Origin of the sequence: Methylobacterium oxalidis (genome assembly GCF_007992195.1) — a bacterium.
GTDB classification, from domain to species: Bacteria; Pseudomonadota; Alphaproteobacteria; order Rhizobiales; family Beijerinckiaceae; genus Methylobacterium; species Methylobacterium oxalidis.
Window position 1 is genome coordinate 16249 of sequence record NZ_BJZU01000034.1, and the last position, 16660, is coordinate 32908.

15 protein-coding genes are annotated in these 16660 nt (G+C 69.0%); all 15 read left to right on the forward strand.

What is annotated here, in order from left to right:
- The first annotated feature begins 6 nt into the window (after window positions 1–6).
- Window positions 7–1029 carry an NADH-quinone oxidoreductase subunit NuoH gene (gene nuoH, locus MOX02_RS10385; RefSeq protein ID WP_147025720.1) on the forward strand — a complete coding sequence of 341 codons (1023 nt, stop codon included), beginning with the start codon at window positions 7–9 and terminating at the stop codon, window positions 1027–1029.
- 25 nt (window positions 1030–1054) lie between these two features.
- Window positions 1055–1543, forward strand: coding sequence for an NADH-quinone oxidoreductase subunit NuoI (gene nuoI / locus MOX02_RS10390; RefSeq protein WP_147025721.1), 489 nt, complete (start codon window positions 1055–1057; stop codon window positions 1541–1543).
- 122 nt (window positions 1544–1665) lie between these two features.
- Complete coding sequence (locus tag MOX02_RS10395; RefSeq protein WP_147025722.1) at window positions 1666–2286, forward strand: NADH-quinone oxidoreductase subunit J; 621 nt, start codon at window positions 1666–1668, stop codon at window positions 2284–2286.
- A gap of 143 nt (window positions 2287–2429) precedes the next feature.
- Window positions 2430–2735: an NADH-quinone oxidoreductase subunit NuoK gene (gene nuoK, locus MOX02_RS10400; RefSeq protein ID WP_003598182.1), complete on the forward strand. Its 306-nt coding sequence runs from the start codon at window positions 2430–2432 to the stop codon at window positions 2733–2735.
- 76 nt (window positions 2736–2811) lie between these two features.
- On the forward strand, window positions 2812–4947 hold the full coding sequence (gene nuoL, locus MOX02_RS10405; protein WP_147025723.1) for an NADH-quinone oxidoreductase subunit L: 2136 nt from the start codon (window positions 2812–2814) through the stop codon (window positions 4945–4947).
- 34 nt (window positions 4948–4981) lie between these two features.
- The gene (locus MOX02_RS10410) at window positions 4982–6502 is read left to right on the forward strand and encodes an NADH-quinone oxidoreductase subunit M (RefSeq protein WP_147025724.1); all 1521 of its coding nucleotides are present in this window, start codon (window positions 4982–4984) and stop codon (window positions 6500–6502) included.
- 14 nt (window positions 6503–6516) lie between these two features.
- Entirely contained in the window at window positions 6517–7962 is a 1446-nt protein-coding gene (gene nuoN / locus MOX02_RS10415; RefSeq protein ID WP_147025725.1) for an NADH-quinone oxidoreductase subunit NuoN, read from the forward strand.
- Between the two features lie 7 nt (window positions 7963–7969).
- On the forward strand, window positions 7970–8779 hold the full coding sequence (locus tag MOX02_RS10420; RefSeq protein WP_147025726.1) for a biotin--[acetyl-CoA-carboxylase] ligase: 810 nt from the start codon (window positions 7970–7972) through the stop codon (window positions 8777–8779).
- 19 nt (window positions 8780–8798) lie between these two features.
- On the forward strand, window positions 8799–10472 hold the full coding sequence (locus MOX02_RS10425; RefSeq protein WP_147025727.1) for a ribonuclease J: 1674 nt from the start codon (window positions 8799–8801) through the stop codon (window positions 10470–10472).
- A gap of 73 nt (window positions 10473–10545) precedes the next feature.
- A complete protein-coding gene (mce, locus tag MOX02_RS10430) occupies window positions 10546–10950 on the forward strand; it encodes a methylmalonyl-CoA epimerase (RefSeq protein ID WP_147025728.1) in 405 nt (134 codons plus the stop codon).
- Window positions 10951–10963: 13 nt separating this feature from the next.
- A complete protein-coding gene (locus MOX02_RS10435) occupies window positions 10964–11287 on the forward strand; it encodes a DUF1467 family protein (RefSeq protein WP_147025729.1) in 324 nt (107 codons plus the stop codon).
- A gap of 96 nt (window positions 11288–11383) precedes the next feature.
- Window positions 11384–12703: a sugar MFS transporter gene (locus MOX02_RS10440; protein ID WP_147025730.1), complete on the forward strand. Its 1320-nt coding sequence runs from the start codon at window positions 11384–11386 to the stop codon at window positions 12701–12703.
- A gap of 572 nt (window positions 12704–13275) precedes the next feature.
- Window positions 13276–14601: a proline--tRNA ligase gene (gene proS, locus MOX02_RS10445; protein WP_147025731.1), complete on the forward strand. Its 1326-nt coding sequence runs from the start codon at window positions 13276–13278 to the stop codon at window positions 14599–14601.
- A 7-nt stretch (window positions 14602–14608) separates the two neighbouring features.
- Window positions 14609–15916, forward strand: coding sequence for a lipoprotein-releasing ABC transporter permease subunit (locus tag MOX02_RS10450; RefSeq protein WP_147025732.1), 1308 nt, complete (start codon window positions 14609–14611; stop codon window positions 15914–15916).
- A gap of 21 nt (window positions 15917–15937) precedes the next feature.
- Window positions 15938–16651 (forward strand): ABC transporter ATP-binding protein, encoded by a 714-nt coding sequence (locus tag MOX02_RS10455; protein ID WP_147025733.1) that lies wholly within the window; start codon window positions 15938–15940, stop codon window positions 16649–16651.
- Window positions 16652–16660: the final 9 nt, after the last annotated feature.

Genomic DNA, 16660 nt, shown 5'->3' on the forward strand with positions numbered 1-16660 from the left:
CCTGCGATGACCTCCTGGGAAGTGCTCGGCACCGTCCTCCTGATCGCGCTGAAGAGCTTCGTGCTCCTCGCCGCGCTGCTCGTCTTCATCGCCTACGCGCTGCTCGCCGACCGCAAGATCTGGGCGGCGGTGCAGCTCCGCCGCGGCCCGAACGTCGTCGGCCCCTGGGGCCTGCTGCAATCCTTCGCCGACCTCCTGAAGTTCGTGCTCAAGGAGCCGGTCATCCCGGCCGGCGCCAACAAGGCCATCTTCCTGCTCGCGCCCCTCGTCTTCGCGACGCTGGCGCTCGCCTCCTGGGCGGTGATCCCGCTGGCCGAGGGCTGGGCCATCGCCGACATCAACGTCGGCATCACCTACATCTTCGCGATCTCGTCGCTGGGCGTCTACGGCGTCATCATGGGCGGCTGGGCCTCGAACTCGAAATACGCCTTCCTCGGCGCGCTCCGCTCGGCCGCGCAGATGATCTCCTACGAGGTCTCGCTCGGCTTCGTGATCATCTGCGTGCTGCTCTGCGCGGGCTCGCTCAACCTCTCGCGCATCGTGCTCGCGCAGGACACGGCGCTCGGCCTGTTCGGCTGGTACTGGCTCTGGCTGTTCCCGATGTTCGTGGTGTTCTTCATCTCGGCCATGGCCGAGACGAACCGCCCGCCCTTCGACCTGCCGGAGGCCGAGTCCGAGCTCGTGGCCGGCTACATGGTGGAGTATTCCTCCACCCCGTACCTGCTCTTCATGCTCGGCGAGTACGTGGCCATCATGACCATGTGCGCCCTCGGCACGGTGCTGTTCCTGGGCGGCTGGCTCTCGCCGATCCCGTTCGCGCCCTTCACCTGGGTGCCGGGCGTGATCTGGTTCGCCCTGAAGGCGAGCTTCCTGTTCTTCATGATCGCCATGGTGAAGGCCATGGTGCCCCGCTACCGCTACGACCAGCTCATGCGGCTCGGCTGGAAGGTGTTCCTGCCCCTCTCGCTCATCTCGGTCGTCGTCGTCGCCTTCGTCCTCAAGCTCACCGGCCTCGCGCCGGGCGCCTGAGCCACACCCAATCGGAGATCGCGCCATGAAGCTCGATCAGGTCGCCAAGGGCCTTCTGCTCAAGGAGTTCGTGTCGGGGTTCGTCCTCGCCATGAAGTACTTCTTCAAGCCCAAGGCCACGATCAACTACCCCTTCGAGATGGGCCATCGCGGCCCCCGCTTCCGGGGCGAGCACGCGCTGCGCCGCTACCCGAACGGGGAGGAGCGCTGCATCGCCTGCAAGCTCTGCGAGGCGATCTGCCCGGCCCAGGCGATCACCATCGAGGCGGGGCCCCGCCGCAACGACGGCACGCGCCGCACCACCCGCTACGACATCGACATGGTGAAGTGCATCTACTGCGGCATGTGCCAGGAGGCCTGCCCGGTGGACGCCATCGTGGAGGGGCCGAACTTCGAGTTCTCGGTCGAGACCCGCGAGGAGCTCCTCTACGACAAGGAGAAGCTCCTCCTGAACGGCGACCGCTGGGAGCGCGAGATCGCCCGCAACATCGCGATGGACGCCCCCTACCGCTGAGGCGTCCCGCACCCCGCGCTGTTGTGCCACGCAGCGGCGGGGCCTATAGACGGGCCGCCCGCGCGACCCGATGGTTCTCGAGGCAGAAGGGGCCGCCCCGCGCGGCTGACGCCGACAATCCGATGACCGCAGCTGCCGCCTTCTTCTATCTCTTCGCGAGCGTCACCGTCGCGTCGGGGTTCATGGTGATCGCCTCGCGCAATCCCGTCGCCTCGGTCCTGTTCCTGATCCTCGCCTTCGTGAACGCTGCCGGCCTGTTCGTGCTGATGGGCGCCGAGTTCCTGGCGATGATCCTCGTCGTCGTCTACGTCGGCGCCGTCGCGGTGCTGTTCCTGTTCGTCGTGATGATGCTCGACGTCGATTTCGCCGAGCTGCGCCAGGGCTTCCAGCAGTACCTGCCGGTGGGCGCGCTGATCGGCGCGGTGTTCGCCATCGAGCTGATCCTGGTGGTCGGCTCCTGGACGATCGACCCGGGCCTCGTGCAGGCGCCGCTCGGCACCGTCGCGGCGGGCGAGAGCTTCACCAACACCGCCGCGCTCGGCCGCGTGCTCTACACGGAGTACGCCTACTTCTTCCAGATCGCGGGCCTCGTGCTCCTCGTCGCGATGATCGGCGCCATCGTGCTGACGCTGCGCGACCGGCCGGGCGTGAAGCGGCAGAACATCAGCGTGCAGAACGCGCGGACGCAGGCGATGGCGGTCGAGACCCGCAAGGTGCCCTCCCGTCAGGGCGTCGAGGTTTGAGGATTCTGGCCCTCCCCGGCGCGGGGAGGGATCGAGGGCGGGACCGGTGCAGGGCGGGGCGTCGAGCTTGACGCCCGCGCCGCCCCCCGCCTCCGGCTCCTTCCCACGAGGGGGAGGGGCGACGTGCGGAGCTTGAGAAGACGATGATCGGACTGAGCCACTACCTGACGGTCGCCGCGATCCTGTTCACGCTCGGCGTGCTCGGCATCTTCATTAACCGCAAGAACGTCATCGTCATCCTGATGTCGGTGGAGCTGATCCTGCTCGCCGTGAACATCAACCTCGTGGCGTTCTCCACCCACCTCAACGACATCACAGGCCAGGTCTTCGCGCTGTTCGTACTCACGGTCGCCGCAGCCGAGGCCGCCATCGGCCTCGCCATCCTCGTCGTGTTCTTCCGGAACCGCGGCTCCATCGCGGTCGAGGACGTCAGCATGATGAAGGGCTGACGGAACGCCGCCGACTGAACCCCTTCGTTTCGACGCGCGGCGCCCGGCGCCGCGCGAGGCCGGACGCTAGAGAACGATGTATCACGCGATCGTCTTCTTCCCCCTCATCGGCGCGCTCGTCGCCGGCCTGTTCGGCCGCTTCCTCGGCGCGCGGGCCTGCGAGTACCTGACGACGAGCTGCCTCGCCTTCTCGGCGCTGCTCTCCTGGGGCGTCTTCTTCGAGGGGGCCGACCACGCCACGCGGGTGCAGGTCGCGACCTGGTTCACGGCGGGCGACCTCGTGGTCGACTGGGCCTTCCGCATCGACACCCTGACCCGGGTCATGCTCGTCGTCGTGACGACGGTCTCGACCCTCGTGCACCTCTACTCCATCGGCTACATGGAGGAGGACCCGCACCGGCCGCGCTTCTTCGCCTACCTGTCGCTGTTCACCTTCGCCATGCTGATGCTGGTGACGGCCGACAACCTCGTGCAGATGTTCTTCGGCTGGGAGGGCGTCGGCCTCGCCTCCTACCTGCTGATCGGCTTCTGGTACGAGAAGCCCTCGGCCAACGCCGCCGCCATGAAGGCGTTCATCGTCAACCGCGTCGGCGATTTCGGCTTCTCGCTCGGCATCTTCCTCGTCTTCGTCCTGTTCGGCTCGGTCGCCTTCGACGGCATCTTCCCGCGCGTGAACGAGCTCAAGGACGCGCACTTCCACTTCCTCGGCTACGAGTGGCACGCCCTGACGCTCGCCTGCCTGCTCCTGTTCATGGGCGCGATGGGCAAGTCGGCGCAGTTCCTGCTGCACACCTGGCTGCCGGACGCGATGGAGGGCCCGACCCCGGTCTCGGCGCTGATCCACGCCGCCACCATGGTGACGGCCGGCGTCTTCATGGTGGCGCGCCTGTCGCCGCTGTTCGAGCTGGCGCCGAACGCCCTCATCGTCGTCACCGTCATCGGCGGCATCACCGCCTTCTTCGCGGCCACGGTCGGCCTCGTGCAGAACGACATCAAGCGGGTCATCGCCTACTCGACCTGCTCGCAGCTCGGCTACATGTTCGTGGCCCTCGGCGTCGGCGCCTACTCGGTCGGCATCTTCCACCTGTTCACCCACGCCTTCTTCAAGGCGCTGCTGTTCCTCGGCGCCGGCTCGGTCATCCACGCGATGCACCACGAGCAGGACATGCGGAACATGGGCGCGCTGCGGCCCTACATCCCCTTCACCACCGCCATGATGGCGATCGGGACGCTGGCGCTGATCGGCTTCCCGTTCACCGCGGGCTACTACTCGAAGGACGCGATCATCGAGGCGGCCTACGCCTCGACCCGGCCCGGCCACACCCTGGCCTTCCTGGCCACCGTGATCGCCGCCTTCTTCACCTCGTTCTACTCCTGGCGCCTGTTCTTCATGACCTTCGAGGGTCCGGCGCGCTGGGCGGACCACGGCGCCCATGGTCACGACGCGCAGGACGCGCACGGCGCCGTGCACGCCGACCATCACGCTCCCGTCGCGCAGGCCTCCGTGCACGCCGACCCTCACCAGGCGGACGGGCTTCCGGGCCACCACGAGGGCGTCGCGCACGATGACAAGGGCCACGACGTCGAGCCGGCCTCGCACAGCGCGATCGAGCACCACGACCATCACCCCCACACGCCGCACGAGAGCCCGCTCGTGATGACGATCCCGCTCGCGATCCTCGCCTTCGGCGCGCTGTTCGCCGGCCTCATCTTCAAGGACCGCTTCATCGGCGAGGGCATGGAGGCGTTCTGGGGCCACGCGCTCGCGCACGGGCCCGACAACCACATCATGCACGACATGCACCACGTGCCGGGCTGGGTCGTCGCCTCGCCGTTCATCATGCTGGTGCTCGGCTTCATCGTGGCCTTCTGGATGTATATCCGCCGGCCCGAGCTGCCCGGCCGGCTCGCCGCGCAGCAGCCGGTCCTGTACCGCTTCCTCCTCAACAAGTGGTACTTCGACGAGATCTACGACCGCATCTTCGTGCGGCCCGCCAAGGACTTCGGCCTGTTCCTCTGGAAGGAGGGCGACGGCCGCGTCATCGACGGCATGGGTCCCAACGGCATCGCCGCCCGCGTGGTGGACGTGACCCGCGGCGTCGTCCGCCTCCAGACCGGCTACGTCTACCACTACGCCTTCGTGATGCTCGTCGGCGTCGCGGGTCTCATCACCTGGTACCTGATGTCCGGCCTGCCGAAGGGCGGGCACTGATGGCCGGCAACGAGAAGTACGGGAACCTCCGCTGATGTTCGGCCTCGGTATTCTCTCCGGCCTGCTGATCGTGCCGCTCGCCGGCGCGGCCTTCATCCTCACGTTGAACGGCGACGAGGAGGCGGTGAAGCGCAACGCCCGCTGGGCGGCGCTCGCCACCACGGTCATCACCTTCCTGCTCTCGCTGGTGGCCTGGGGCCGCTACGACGCCACCTCGTCGAGCTTCCAGCTCGTGGAGAGCCACGCCTGGCTCACCGACACGATCCGCTTCAAGCTCGGGGTCGACGGCTTCTCGATGCCGCTGATCCTGCTGACCACCTTCCTGATGCCGTTCTGCATCGGCGCCTCCTGGCACGCGATCGGAACCCGCGTGAAGGAGTACTTCGTCGCCTTCCTCGTCCTCGAGACGACGATGATCGGCGTGTTCGAGGCCCTCGACCTCGTCCTGTTCTACCTGTTCTTCGAGGCCGGTCTGATCCCGATGTTCCTCATCATCGGCATCTGGGGCGGCAAGCGGCGCATCTACGCGAGCTTCAAGTTCTTCCTCTACACGCTGCTGGGCTCCGTGCTGATGCTGCTCGCCATCATGGCGATGTACTGGCACGCCGGCACCACCGACATCCCGACCCTCCTGCAGACCCGCTTCCCCACGGGCATGCAGACCTGGCTCTGGCTCGCCTTCTTCGCCTCCTTCGCGGTGAAGATGCCGATGTGGCCGGTCCACACCTGGCTCCCCGACGCCCACGTCGAGGCGCCGACCGCCGGCTCGGTGATCCTGGCCGGCATCCTCCTGAAGATGGGCGGCTACGGCTTCATCCGGGTCTCGCTGCCGATGTTCCCGGACGCCTCGCACCACTTCGCGCCCCTCGTCTTCGCGCTCTCGATCATCGCGATCATCTTCACCTCGCTGATCGCGATGATGCAGACCGACATCAAGAAGCTCATCGCCTACTCGTCGGTCGCCCACATGGGCTTCGTGACGCTCGGCCTCTTCACGATGAACGAGCAGGGCATCCAGGGCGCGCTGTTCCTGATGATCTCGCACGGCATCGTGTCGGGCGCGCTCTTCCTCTGCGTCGGCGTCGTCTACGACCGCATGCACACCCGCGAGATCGCGGCCTACGGCGGCCTCGTGAACCGGATGCCGCTCTATGCGGTGGCGATGATGGTCTTCACCATGGCCAATGTCGGCCTGCCCGGCACCTCGGGCTTCGTCGGCGAGTTCCTGGCGATGACCGGCGCCTTCAAGGCGAACCCGACGGTCGCCTTCTTCTCGGTCTTCGGCATCATCCTCTCGGCGGCCTACGCGCTCTGGCTCTACGCCCGGGTGATCTACGGCAAGCTGGAGAAGCCATCGCTCAAGGGGATCCTCGACCTCGACAACCGCGAGAAGCTGATCCTCGCGCCGCTCGTCGCCCTGACGATCTACTACGGCGTGCACCCGGCCCCGATCCTCGACACCTTCGCGCCCTCCACCGAGGCGCTGATGGCGAGCATCAAGACCGCCCTCTCGAACACGCAGACCGCGGCCGCCGCGCTGCCCGTCGCGCGCTGAAGGCATACGGACCCATGACCGCCGCCCAGACCGTCCTTCCGACCCTCGCACCCCTCCTGCCCGAGCTGATCCTCGGAGTCGGGGTCATGGTGCTGATCCTCTACGGGGCCTTCCGGGGCGAGCGCTCGGTGGAGGGCGTCAACGTCGGCGCGCTCCTCCTGCTCCTCCTCGCCTTCTTCGTGGTGGTCTCGCAGCCCGCCGGCCTGAAGGTGACGACGCTGTCCGGCGCCTTCATCTCGGACGCCTTCTCGCGGGTGATGAAGGGGCTGATCCTGCTCGGCTCGGCCGCCACCATCCTGCTCTCGCGGGACTATTTCCAGCGCGAGCGCATCGACCGGTTCGAGTACCCGATCCTGATCGTGCTGTGCACGATCGGCATGATGGTGATGGCCTCGGCCAACGACCTCATCGCCCTCTATCTCGGCCTCGAGCTGCAGTCGCTCGCCGCCTACGTCATCGCCGCCTTCCACCGGGACGACCTCAAGTCGACCGAGGCCGGCCTGAAGTACTTCGTCCTCGGGGCGCTCTCGTCGGGCATGCTGCTCTACGGCGCCTCGCTGATCTACGGCTTCACCGGCACCGTCTCCTTCCCCGGCATCGTCTCGGCGCTCCACGGCAGCGCCAGCCTCGGCATCGTGCTCGGCATCGTGTTCGTGGCGGCGGGCGTCGCCTTCAAGATGTCGGCGGTGCCCTTCCACATGTGGACGCCGGACGTCTACGAGGGCTCGCCGACGCCGGTGACCGCCTTCTTCGCCTCGGCGCCCAAGATGGCTGCGGTGGCGATGACCGTGCGCGTCTTCATCGGCGCCTTCCCGGACCTGACCGCGGTCTGGCAGCAGATCATCGTCTTCGTGGCCATCGCCTCGATGGCGCTCGGCTCCTTCGCGGCGATCGGCCAGCGCAACATCAAGCGCCTGATGGCCTACTCCTCGATCGGCAATATCGGCTACGCGCTGATCGGGCTCGCCGCGGGCTCGCAGGAGGGCGTGCAGGGCGTGGTGATCTACATGATCATCTATCTCGCCATGACGCTCGGCGCCTTCGCGATCATCCTGTCGCTCCGGCGCCGGGACGAGATGTTCGAGACGATCGACGACCTCTCGGGCCTCTCGCGCACGCACCCGGTGCTCGCCTTCTGCCTCGCGATGATGATGTTCTCGCTCGCCGGCATCCCGCCGCTGGCCGGCTTCTTCGCGAAGTTCTACGTCTTCGCCGCCGCCATCAAGGCGGGCCTCGTGACGCTCGCCGTGATCGGCGTGGTGACGAGCGTCGTCGGCGCCTACTACTACCTGCGCATCGTCAAGGTGATGTACTTCGACGAGGCGAAGGCGCCCTACGAGGCGATGGCGCCGGGCCTGCGCATCGTCCTCGCCGTCTCCAGCGTCGTGGTGATCCTGTTCTTCCTCGTGCCCGGCCCGCTCCGGGGCGCGGCGGACGCCGCGGCGAGATCGCTGTTCTGAGATCCCGTTGAACGTCAGGCTCAGCGAGGCGGCCCGGGCGGCGGGGCACCGGCTCCACGTCCACGACAGCCTCGGCTCCACCAACACGGAGGCCCTGGAGCGGGCGCGATCCGGCGAGACCGGGCCGCTCTGGGTCGTCGCCCGCCGCCAGGAAGCGGGCCGGGGCCGGCGCGGCAACAGCTGGACCTCGCTGCCCGGAAACCTCGCCGCGAGCCTGCTCTGGCCGGTCGCGGGCGTCGAGCCAGATCGGATCGCGACGCTGGGCTTCGTCGCCGGCGTCGCGCTCGCGGCCGCCCTGGACGAGGCCTGCGGCACCGTGCCGGGTTCAGATGCGGCGGGCGCGACCCGATCTATCGCTCTGAAATGGCCGAACGACGTGCTCGCGGGGGGCGCCAAGCTCGCCGGCATCCTGCTCGAGGCGGAGATGCTGCCCGGCGGGCGGCGGGCCGTGGTGATCGGCTTCGGCGTCAACGTGGCGGCCGCGCCCCAGGGATTGCCATACCCCGCGACCTCGCTCGCCGCGCTCGGCAGCGCGACGGGCGCGGAGAAAGTTCTTGAATTCCTCTCCGGCCATGTCACCGAGGCGGCACGCCTCTGGGAGGGCGGACGGAATTTCGCAGGCATTCGCGCGCGCTGGCTGGCGCGGGCGGCCGGCCTCGGATCGCCGATCGCGGTCCGCACCGGCGCCGAGACGCTGGAAGGCCTGTTCGACACGATCGACGAGGGGGGGCGGCTCGTGATCCTCGCCCCGGACGGCACGCGCAGGACCGTGACGGCGGGCGAGGTGCATTTCGGGACGGCCGCGACGGCGGCCTGAACTTGGGTTGGGTTGTTTGATGACGACAGGGCAAGACGAACTCGTCTTCCTGCCGCTCGGCGGCGTGGGCGAGATCGGGATGAACGCGGCTCTCTACGGGATCGGCCCGGAGAAGAGCCGCAAATGGATCATGGTCGATTGCGGCATGGGCTTCGCGGGCGAGGAGGCGATGCCGGGCATCGACCTCATGTTCCCGGACCTCTCCTTCATCGAGGAGCGGAAGGCCGATCTCCTCGGCATCTTCATCACGCACGCGCACGAGGATCACATCGGGGCGATCAGCGAGCTGTGGCCGCGCCTGCGCGCGCCCGTCTACGCCACCCGCTTCGCCAAGAACCTGCTCGAGACCCGCCGCCTCGGCGAGCCCGGCGCGCCGAAGGTGGAGCTGAGGGAGATCGTGCCCGGCCGGCGCGTGAAGGTCGGCCCCTTCGAGATCGAGTTCGTGCCCGTCTCCCACTCGATCCCCGAGTCGAACGCCGTCGCGATCCGCAGCAGCCACGGCCTCGTCGTGCACACCGGCGACTGGAAGCTCGACGCGACGCCGATCCTCGGCGACGTGACCGAGGAGGCCGCCTTCCGCAAGCTCGGCGACGAGGGCATCCTGGCGCTGGTCTGCGATTCGACCAACGTGGTGCGCGAGGGCCGCTCGCCGAGCGAGGCCGAGGTCGCCGCGACGCTCAAGCGCCTCATCACGGAATCGCCGCACCGGGTCGCCGTGACCACCTTCGCCTCGAACGTCGCCCGCATCCGGGCGGTGGCGGAGGCGGCCCAGGCCTGCGGCCGCGAGGTCATCGCGGTCGGCCGCGCCATGGACCGGGTCATCGACGTCGCCCGCGAGTGCGGCTACCTCGAAGGCCTGCCCGACTTCCTCAGCGCCGATTCCTACGGCAACCTGCCCCGCGGCAAGGTCGTGGCGCTGCTGACGGGCTCGCAGGGCGAGCCGCGGGCCGCCCTGTCCCGGGTCTCGCGCAGCGACCACCCGAGCATCACGCTGGCGGCCGGCGACCGGGTCATCTTCTCCTCGCGCGCCATCCCCGGCAACGAGCGCGACGTCGGCGCCATCATCAACGACCTGATCAACCAGGGTGTCGAGGTCGTGACCGATCGGACCGAACTCGTCCACGTCTCCGGGCACCCGCGCCGGGACGAGATGACCGAGATGTACGCCTGGACGCGCCCCGGCACCGCGATCCCCGTGCACGGCGAGGCGCTCCACCTCGACGAGCACGCCCGCTTCGCCCGGGCGCAGGGCGTCGGCAACGTGGTCAAGGCCCGCAACGGCAGCCTGATCCGCCTCGCACCCGGCACGCCGGAGGTGGTCGAGCACGTCAAGGCGGGGCGCCTGTTCAAGGACGGCAACGTCCTCGTCGACGACCGGGACCGCGCGATCCCGGAGCGGCGCAAGCTCGCGCAGGCGGGCATGGTCTCGGTCGCCATCGCCATCGACGAGGACGGCGACGTGGCGGGCGAGCCGGCCGTCGACATCATGGGCCTGCCGAACCGCGGCCGCGACGGCGAGCCGCTGATCGACACGGTGGTGGAGATCGTCTCGCGCACCCTGTCGGGCCTGTCGAAGGGCAAGCGGCGGGACGCGGACGCCGTCGAGAAGGCGGTGGACCGCGCCATCCGCTCCGGCGTCAACGAGGTCTGGGGCAAGAAGCCCGCCTGCCACGTTCAGGTGGTCGAGGTGTGATAAACTGGCGGTCACGAGACGAACCCTCCCCGCCGAGGAGAGGGACGATGCACAGCGCAGGGAGGAGACAACGATGATCGGGCGGCTCAACCACGTGGCCATCGCGGTGCGCGATCTCGGTGCGGCCTGCGCCGTGTACCGGGACACGCTCGGCGCCAAGCTCTCCGAGCCGTTGCCGCAGCCCGAGCACGGCGTCACCGTCGTGTTCGTCGAGTTGCCCAACAGCAAGATCGAGCTGATGGAGCCCCTCGGCGAGGGCTCGCCGATCGAGAGCTTCGTCGAGCGCAACCCGGGCGGCGGCATCCACCACGTCTGCTACGAGGTGGACGACATCATCGCGGCCCGCGACCGTCTGAAAGGCCAGGGCGCGCGGGTGCTCGGCACCGGCGAGCCGCGCATCGGCGCGCACGGCAAGCCCGTGCTGTTCCTGCACCCCAAGGACTTCCTCGGCACGCTGGTCGAGCTGGAGCAGGTCTGAGCGGGACGGCGAGATGCATGCCCTGAGCCGATCCACGCCGCTCACCGTCGCCGCCGTGGTGGCGCTGGCGGCGGTCTTCGTGGCGCTGGCGGTGAGCCTGTTCAAGCTCACCGTCGGCGGGGCCGTCGCGCTCTACTTCGTGCTGTGGTGGACGCTGCTCTTCGCGATCCTGCCCCTGCGCAACCAGCCGGAGCACCGGCCCGAGCACATCGTGCCGGGCCAGGACCCCGGCGCTCCCGCCCTGCCGCGCCTGCGCGAGAAGGCGATCTGGACGAGCCTCTTCGCGGGCGCCGCCTTCCTGGCGGCGCTGGCGGTCTTCCCCCTCGCGGGTTTGTAAACGCCCGCGCGATTGACAGCCCGCCGGGCGCTCCCGACAAACCTTGGACAAGACGTGCGGGTGCACCCGACGCGTCACCGGGATCGGGAGGAAGCCATGCTGCCACAGGCGAGCAGCGCGTCCGACGCCGTGGACGAGGCCGGTGCCGGGCGCAGGCGCTGGCTCTTGCCCTTCATGCTGGCCCTGTTCTTCACCTGGGGGCTCGCCACCGTCCTCGTGGACATCATCACGCCGAAGCTGAAGAGCCTCTTCGCGCTGAGCTTCGCGGAGGCGACGCTCACCCAGTTCTGCTTCTTCCTCGCCTACGCCATCGTCTCCCTCCCGGCGGGGCTCCTCGTCGCCCGCATCGGCTACATGCGCGGGCTCGTCCTCGGCCTCGTCGTGATGGCGGCGGGCGGCCTGACCTTCGCGCCGGCCGCCAAGATCGGCCTCTACCCGCTCTTCCTGTTCGCCCTGTTCGTGATGGCGTCGGGCATCGCGGTCCTGCAAGTCGCGGCCAACCCCCTCGTCACGAAGCTCGGGCCAGCCGCCCAGGCCCCGAGCCGCCTGACCCTCGCCCAGACCTTCAACTCGCTCGGCACCACGGTCGGCCCCGCGATCGGTGCCTGGGCGATCCTCTCGCACGGACCCGCGACGCCGCCCGACCCGGCTGCGCTCTCGCCTGCGGCACTGGCCGCGGCCCGGCAGGCGGAGGCCGCCGTGCTGCAGACACCCTTCCTCGTGATCGCGGGCGGGCTGATCGGCCTCGCGATCCTGTTCTGGTCGGTGCGCTCCTGGGTGCGGGAGGAGGAGCACGCCGTCGAGGTGCACGGCCTCGGTCTCGATCTGCTGCGCCGGCCCCGCCTCGCGCTCGGGGCAGCGGCGATCTTCCTCTACGTCGGCGCTGAGGTCGCGATCGGTACGCTGATGGTCAGCTACCTGGAGCAGCCGCGGGTGCTCGGCGCGGACCCGGCCACCGCCGGCCACCTCCTGAGCTTCTATTGGGGCGGCGCGCTGGTCGGGCGGATCGTCGGCAGCTTCGCCCTCCGCTTCGTGCGGGCGGGGGCGGCGCTCGCGGTCTGCGCCCTCGCGGCGGGGCTGCTCGCCACGGTGTCGGGCCTGTCCGAGGGGCCGCTCGCTGCCTGGACACTGCTCTCGGTCGGGCTCGCCAACGCCATCATGTTCCCGACGATCTTCGCGCTCGCCATCGAGGGTCTCGGCGAGCGGACCGCACAGGGGGCCGGCATCGTCTGCGTCGCCATCGTCGGCGGGGCGATCATCCCGGTGGTGACCGGCTACCTCGCCGACCACGTCGGCCTCAGCCTCGCTCTCGGTGCCCCTGTCCTCTGCTACCTCTGCATCGCCGGTTACGGCCTCGCGAACCTGCGCGAGCCGGCTCAGGAATCCGACGCGCAGCCGAGCGGCGCGATCGCCTGATCGTCCGCGACGGGAAGCTGCGGCGTGAGAATTTTCGCCGCCCGCCTCGATGCCGGCATTGCACCCTCAGGTTGAGCTGAAACGCCGACACCAAGCGTCAATGGGGTTTCTTGCGGGTCGCGGAGGCATTCGGTTGGGTGACGGACAAACAAAAAAGCAAGGCATTACGCCTTGCTTGAAGAGCTTCTGCTCGTCTCAGCCTTGCATTGTCCTACGCATTTCCTGCGTGGCGGCTGAATGTTCCTCCCAAGACTCGGACCGTGCGCTGCCTCTGGACGGCTGCGCGACCATCGCGGCACGCTTATAGGAATAAGATTTCGCCCTGTCACGGGGGCCGGAGCAGAAATCTGCGTTTTTTTGCCGGCGATGCGGCAAACCGCCCCAAAGCGGTGGGAAACCGCGGCAGTGGGTCCCGCGAAGCACCCGAAGCGGGACCGTTCGGTCGCCTCGCCGGGCAGCAGCAGGCATCTGCGGCGCTTGTGTTTTCCCGGTGCAATGTGTTGTGTGCCCCCGCGCGTTCCGCCGGCGGCCCGCGACATCCGGACTCGACTTAGGGTTTCCCCAGGCTTCCCATGCGTCTTTCCCGCTACTTCCTGCCCACCCTGCGCGAGACGCCCAAGGAAGCCGAGATCGTCTCGCACCGCCTGATGCTGCGCGCCGGGATGGTCCGCCAGGAGGCGGCCGGCATCTACGCGTGGCTGCCGCTCGGCCTGCGGGTGCTCAACAGGGTCTGTGCGGTGATCCGCGAGGAGCAGGACCGCTCCGGCGCGGTCGAGCTCTTGATGCCGACCGTGCAATCGGCCGAGCTCTGGCGGGAATCGGGCCGCTACGAGGCTTACGGCAAGGAGATGCTGCGCATCACCGACCGCCACGAGCGCGAGATGCTCTACGGCCCCACCGCCGAGGAGGTGATCACCGAGATCTTCCGGGCGAGCGTGCGCTCCTACAAGGACCTGCCGAAGAACCTCTATCAGATCTCCTGGAAGTTCCGCGACGAGGTGCGCCCGCGCTTCGGCACCATGCGCTCGCGCGAGTTCCTGATGAAGGATGCCTACTCCTTCGACCTCGATCAGGCCGGCGCGCGCCACGCCTACAATCGCATGTTCGTGGCCTACCTGCGCACCTTCGCCGGCCTCGGCCTCAAGGCGATCCCGATGCGGGCCGATACGGGGCCGATCGGCGGCGACCTCAGCCACGAGTTCATCATCCTGGCGAGCACCGGCGAGAGCGAGGTGTTCTGCGACCGCGCCTATCTCGATTTCGAGATCCCGCCGGCCACGACGGATTTCGAGGACGTCGCGGGGCTCCAGGGCATCGTGGACGCCTGGACCTCGCACTACGCGGCGACCGATGAGATGCACGAGCCCGACGCCTTCGCGGAGGTGCCCGAGGAGAGCCGGCTCTCGGCCCGCGGCATCGAGGTGGGCCACATCTTCTATTTCGGCACCAAGTATTCCGAGCCGATGGGCGCCCGGGTGACCGGGCCGGACGGCATCGAGCGTCCCGTGCACATGGGGTCCTACGGCATCGGGCCGAGCCGTCTCGTGGCCGCGATCATCGAGGCGAGCCACGACGAGGCCGGCATCATCTGGCCGGACGCGGTGGCGCCCTTCGACGTCGCCCTGATCAACCTCAAGGTCGGCGATGGCGGCACGGACGGCGCCTGCGCCGAGATCCAGGCCCAACTCGAGGCCGCGGGCCTGAGCGTCCTCTACGACGACCGCGACGAGCGTCCGGGCGCCAAGTTCGCCACCGCCGACCTGATCGGCCTGCCCTGGCAGGTCATCGTCGGGCCGAAGGGTCTCGCCGAGGGCAAGGTCGAGCTGAAGCGCCGCGCCACCGGCGAGCGCGAGACCCTGGCGCCGGTCGACCTCCTCGCGCGGCTGAAGCGGATCTGAGGCCGCGATGTCGGGGCACGCGCGCAGGCTGGGGGATCGGGTCAGGGGCATCGGCGCGAGCCTGCGCTCCGGCTCGACGGCGCCCTTCGCGCCCTTCGAGTGGATCATCGCCGGGCGCTACCTCCGCGCCCGCCGCCGCGGCGGCGGGGTCTCGGTGGTGGCCTTCTTCTCGGTGCTCGGGATCGCGCTCGGCGTCGCGACGCTGATCATCGTGCTCTCCGTGATGAACGGCTTCCGGGCGGAGCTCCTCTCGAAGATCGTCGGCATCAACGGCCACGTCTTCGTCACGCCGATCGACAAGCTGTTCACCGACTACACCGACCTGTCGGACCGCCTCTCGAAGGTGGCGGGCGTGCGCGCGGCCATCCCCCTCGTCGAGGGGCAGGCCTTCGCTTCCTCGCCCTACGGCGGCAGCGGCGTGCTGGTGCGCGGCGTGCGCGAGCAGGACCTCGACGGCATCGCCGCGATCTCGAAGAATCTCCGCGGCGGCACCCTGAGCGGCTTCGACGACGGCACCGGCGTCGCACTGGGCCGGCGCCTCGCCGAATCCCTCGGCCTTCAGGCCGGCGACCAGATCACCCTCTCGACCCCGAAGGGCGCGACGACGCCCTTCGGCACGGCGCCCCGCACCAAGTCCTACACGGTCAAGGCGGTGTTCGAGATCGGCATGACGGAGTTCGACGCGACCTTCGTGTTCATGCCGCTCGCCGAGGCGCAGGCCTTCTTCAACCGGGAGGGCGACGTCAGCCTGATCGAGATCTACCTCGACAACGCCGACGGGGTCGCGGAGATGCGCGAGCCCCTGGAGATGGCGGCCGAGCGCCCGGTCCTGCTGACCGACTGGCGTCAGCGAAACCGCACCTTCTTCGGGGCGCTGGAGGTGGAGCGGAACGTGATGTTCCTGATCCTCAGCCTGATCGTGGTGGTGGCGACGCTCAACATCGTCTCGGGCCTGATCCTCCTCGTGCGCGACAAGTCGAGCGACATCGCGATCCTGCGCACCATGGGCGCGACGCCGGGCACGGTGATGCGCGTGTTCCTGATCAACGGCGCGCTGATCGGCTTCGTCGGCACGCTGGCGGGCCTGCTGCTCGGCATCGTCATCACGCTGAACATCAAGCCGATCCAGCGCTTCCTCTTCCCGAGCGCCTGGGACCCGACCGTGCGCTTCCTCGCCGAGATCCCGGCCCAGATGAACGCCACCGAGATCACGGTGGTGGTCATCACCGCCTTCCTGCTCTCGCTCGCCGCGACGCTCTATCCTTCCTGGCGCGCCGCCCGGCTCGATCCGGTCCAGGCGTTGCGGTACGGCTGAGGCGTCACAGGGGATCCCGTCATGAGTACGACGCCCGAGCCCGCCGGCGCGCAGCCGGTGCCGGCCCTGTTCTTCGCCCGCGTCGAGCGGCGCTACAAGCAGGCGGAAGGCGCGCTGGAGATCCTGCGCGGCGCCGATCTCGCGATCTGGCCGGGCGAGCTCGTCGCCCTGGTGGCTCCTTCCGGTGCCGGCAAGTCGACCCTGCTCCACTTGGCTGGCCTCCTCGAGAAGCCGGACGGCGGCGAGGTCTATATCGGCGGCCAGCCCACGGCGGCGATGGGGGACGCCGAGCGCACGCGGCTGCGCCGGGAGGAGATGGGCTTCGTCTACCAGTTCCATCACCTGCTGCCCGAGTTCTCGGCGCAGGAGAACGTGGTGATGCCCCAGCTCATCCGCGGCCTCTCGCGGGCGGAGGCGAAGACCCGGGCGGCCGAGCTCCTGAGCTTCCTCGGCCTCAAGGACCGGTTGCAGCACCGCCCGGCCGAACTCTCGGGGGGCGAGCAGCAGCGCGTCGCCATCGCGCGGGCCGTCGCCAACGGGCCGCGCCTGCTGCTCGCCGACGAGCCGACCGGCAATCTCGACCCGCACACGGCGGACCACGTCTTCTCGATCCTGATGGCGCTGGTGCGCGCCTCCGGCCTCGCGGCCCTGATCGCCACCCACAACCTCGATCTCGCGGCCCGGATGGACCGCCGGGTGACGATCCGCGAGGGGCTGATCGAGCAGCTCGCATAGAGCCGCCCG

Bases quoted from the DNA above. Each gene is read 5' to 3' on its own strand.
- nuoH (WP_147025720.1), top strand. From the start codon at position 7: ATGACCTCCTGGGAAGTGCTCGGCACCGTCCTCCTGATCGCGCTGAAG.
- nuoI (WP_147025721.1), top strand. From the start codon at position 1,055: ATGAAGCTCGATCAGGTCGCCAAGGGCCTTCTGCTCAAGGAGTTCGTG.
- MOX02_RS10395 (WP_147025722.1), top strand. From the start codon at position 1,666: ATGACCGCAGCTGCCGCCTTCTTCTATCTCTTCGCGAGCGTCACCGTC.
- nuoK (WP_003598182.1), top strand. From the start codon at position 2,430: ATGATCGGACTGAGCCACTACCTGACGGTCGCCGCGATCCTGTTCACG.
- nuoL (WP_147025723.1), top strand. From the start codon at position 2,812: ATGTATCACGCGATCGTCTTCTTCCCCCTCATCGGCGCGCTCGTCGCC.
- MOX02_RS10410 (WP_147025724.1), top strand. From the start codon at position 4,982: ATGTTCGGCCTCGGTATTCTCTCCGGCCTGCTGATCGTGCCGCTCGCC.
- nuoN (WP_147025725.1), top strand. From the start codon at position 6,517: ATGACCGCCGCCCAGACCGTCCTTCCGACCCTCGCACCCCTCCTGCCC.
- MOX02_RS10425 (WP_147025727.1), top strand. From the start codon at position 8,799: ATGACGACAGGGCAAGACGAACTCGTCTTCCTGCCGCTCGGCGGCGTG.
- mce (WP_147025728.1), top strand. From the start codon at position 10,546: ATGATCGGGCGGCTCAACCACGTGGCCATCGCGGTGCGCGATCTCGGT.
- MOX02_RS10435 (WP_147025729.1), top strand. From the start codon at position 10,964: ATGCATGCCCTGAGCCGATCCACGCCGCTCACCGTCGCCGCCGTGGTG.
- MOX02_RS10440 (WP_147025730.1), top strand. From the start codon at position 11,384: ATGCTGCCACAGGCGAGCAGCGCGTCCGACGCCGTGGACGAGGCCGGT.
- proS (WP_147025731.1), top strand. From the start codon at position 13,276: ATGCGTCTTTCCCGCTACTTCCTGCCCACCCTGCGCGAGACGCCCAAG.
- MOX02_RS10450 (WP_147025732.1), top strand. From the start codon at position 14,609: ATGTCGGGGCACGCGCGCAGGCTGGGGGATCGGGTCAGGGGCATCGGC.
- MOX02_RS10455 (WP_147025733.1), top strand. From the start codon at position 15,938: ATGAGTACGACGCCCGAGCCCGCCGGCGCGCAGCCGGTGCCGGCCCTG.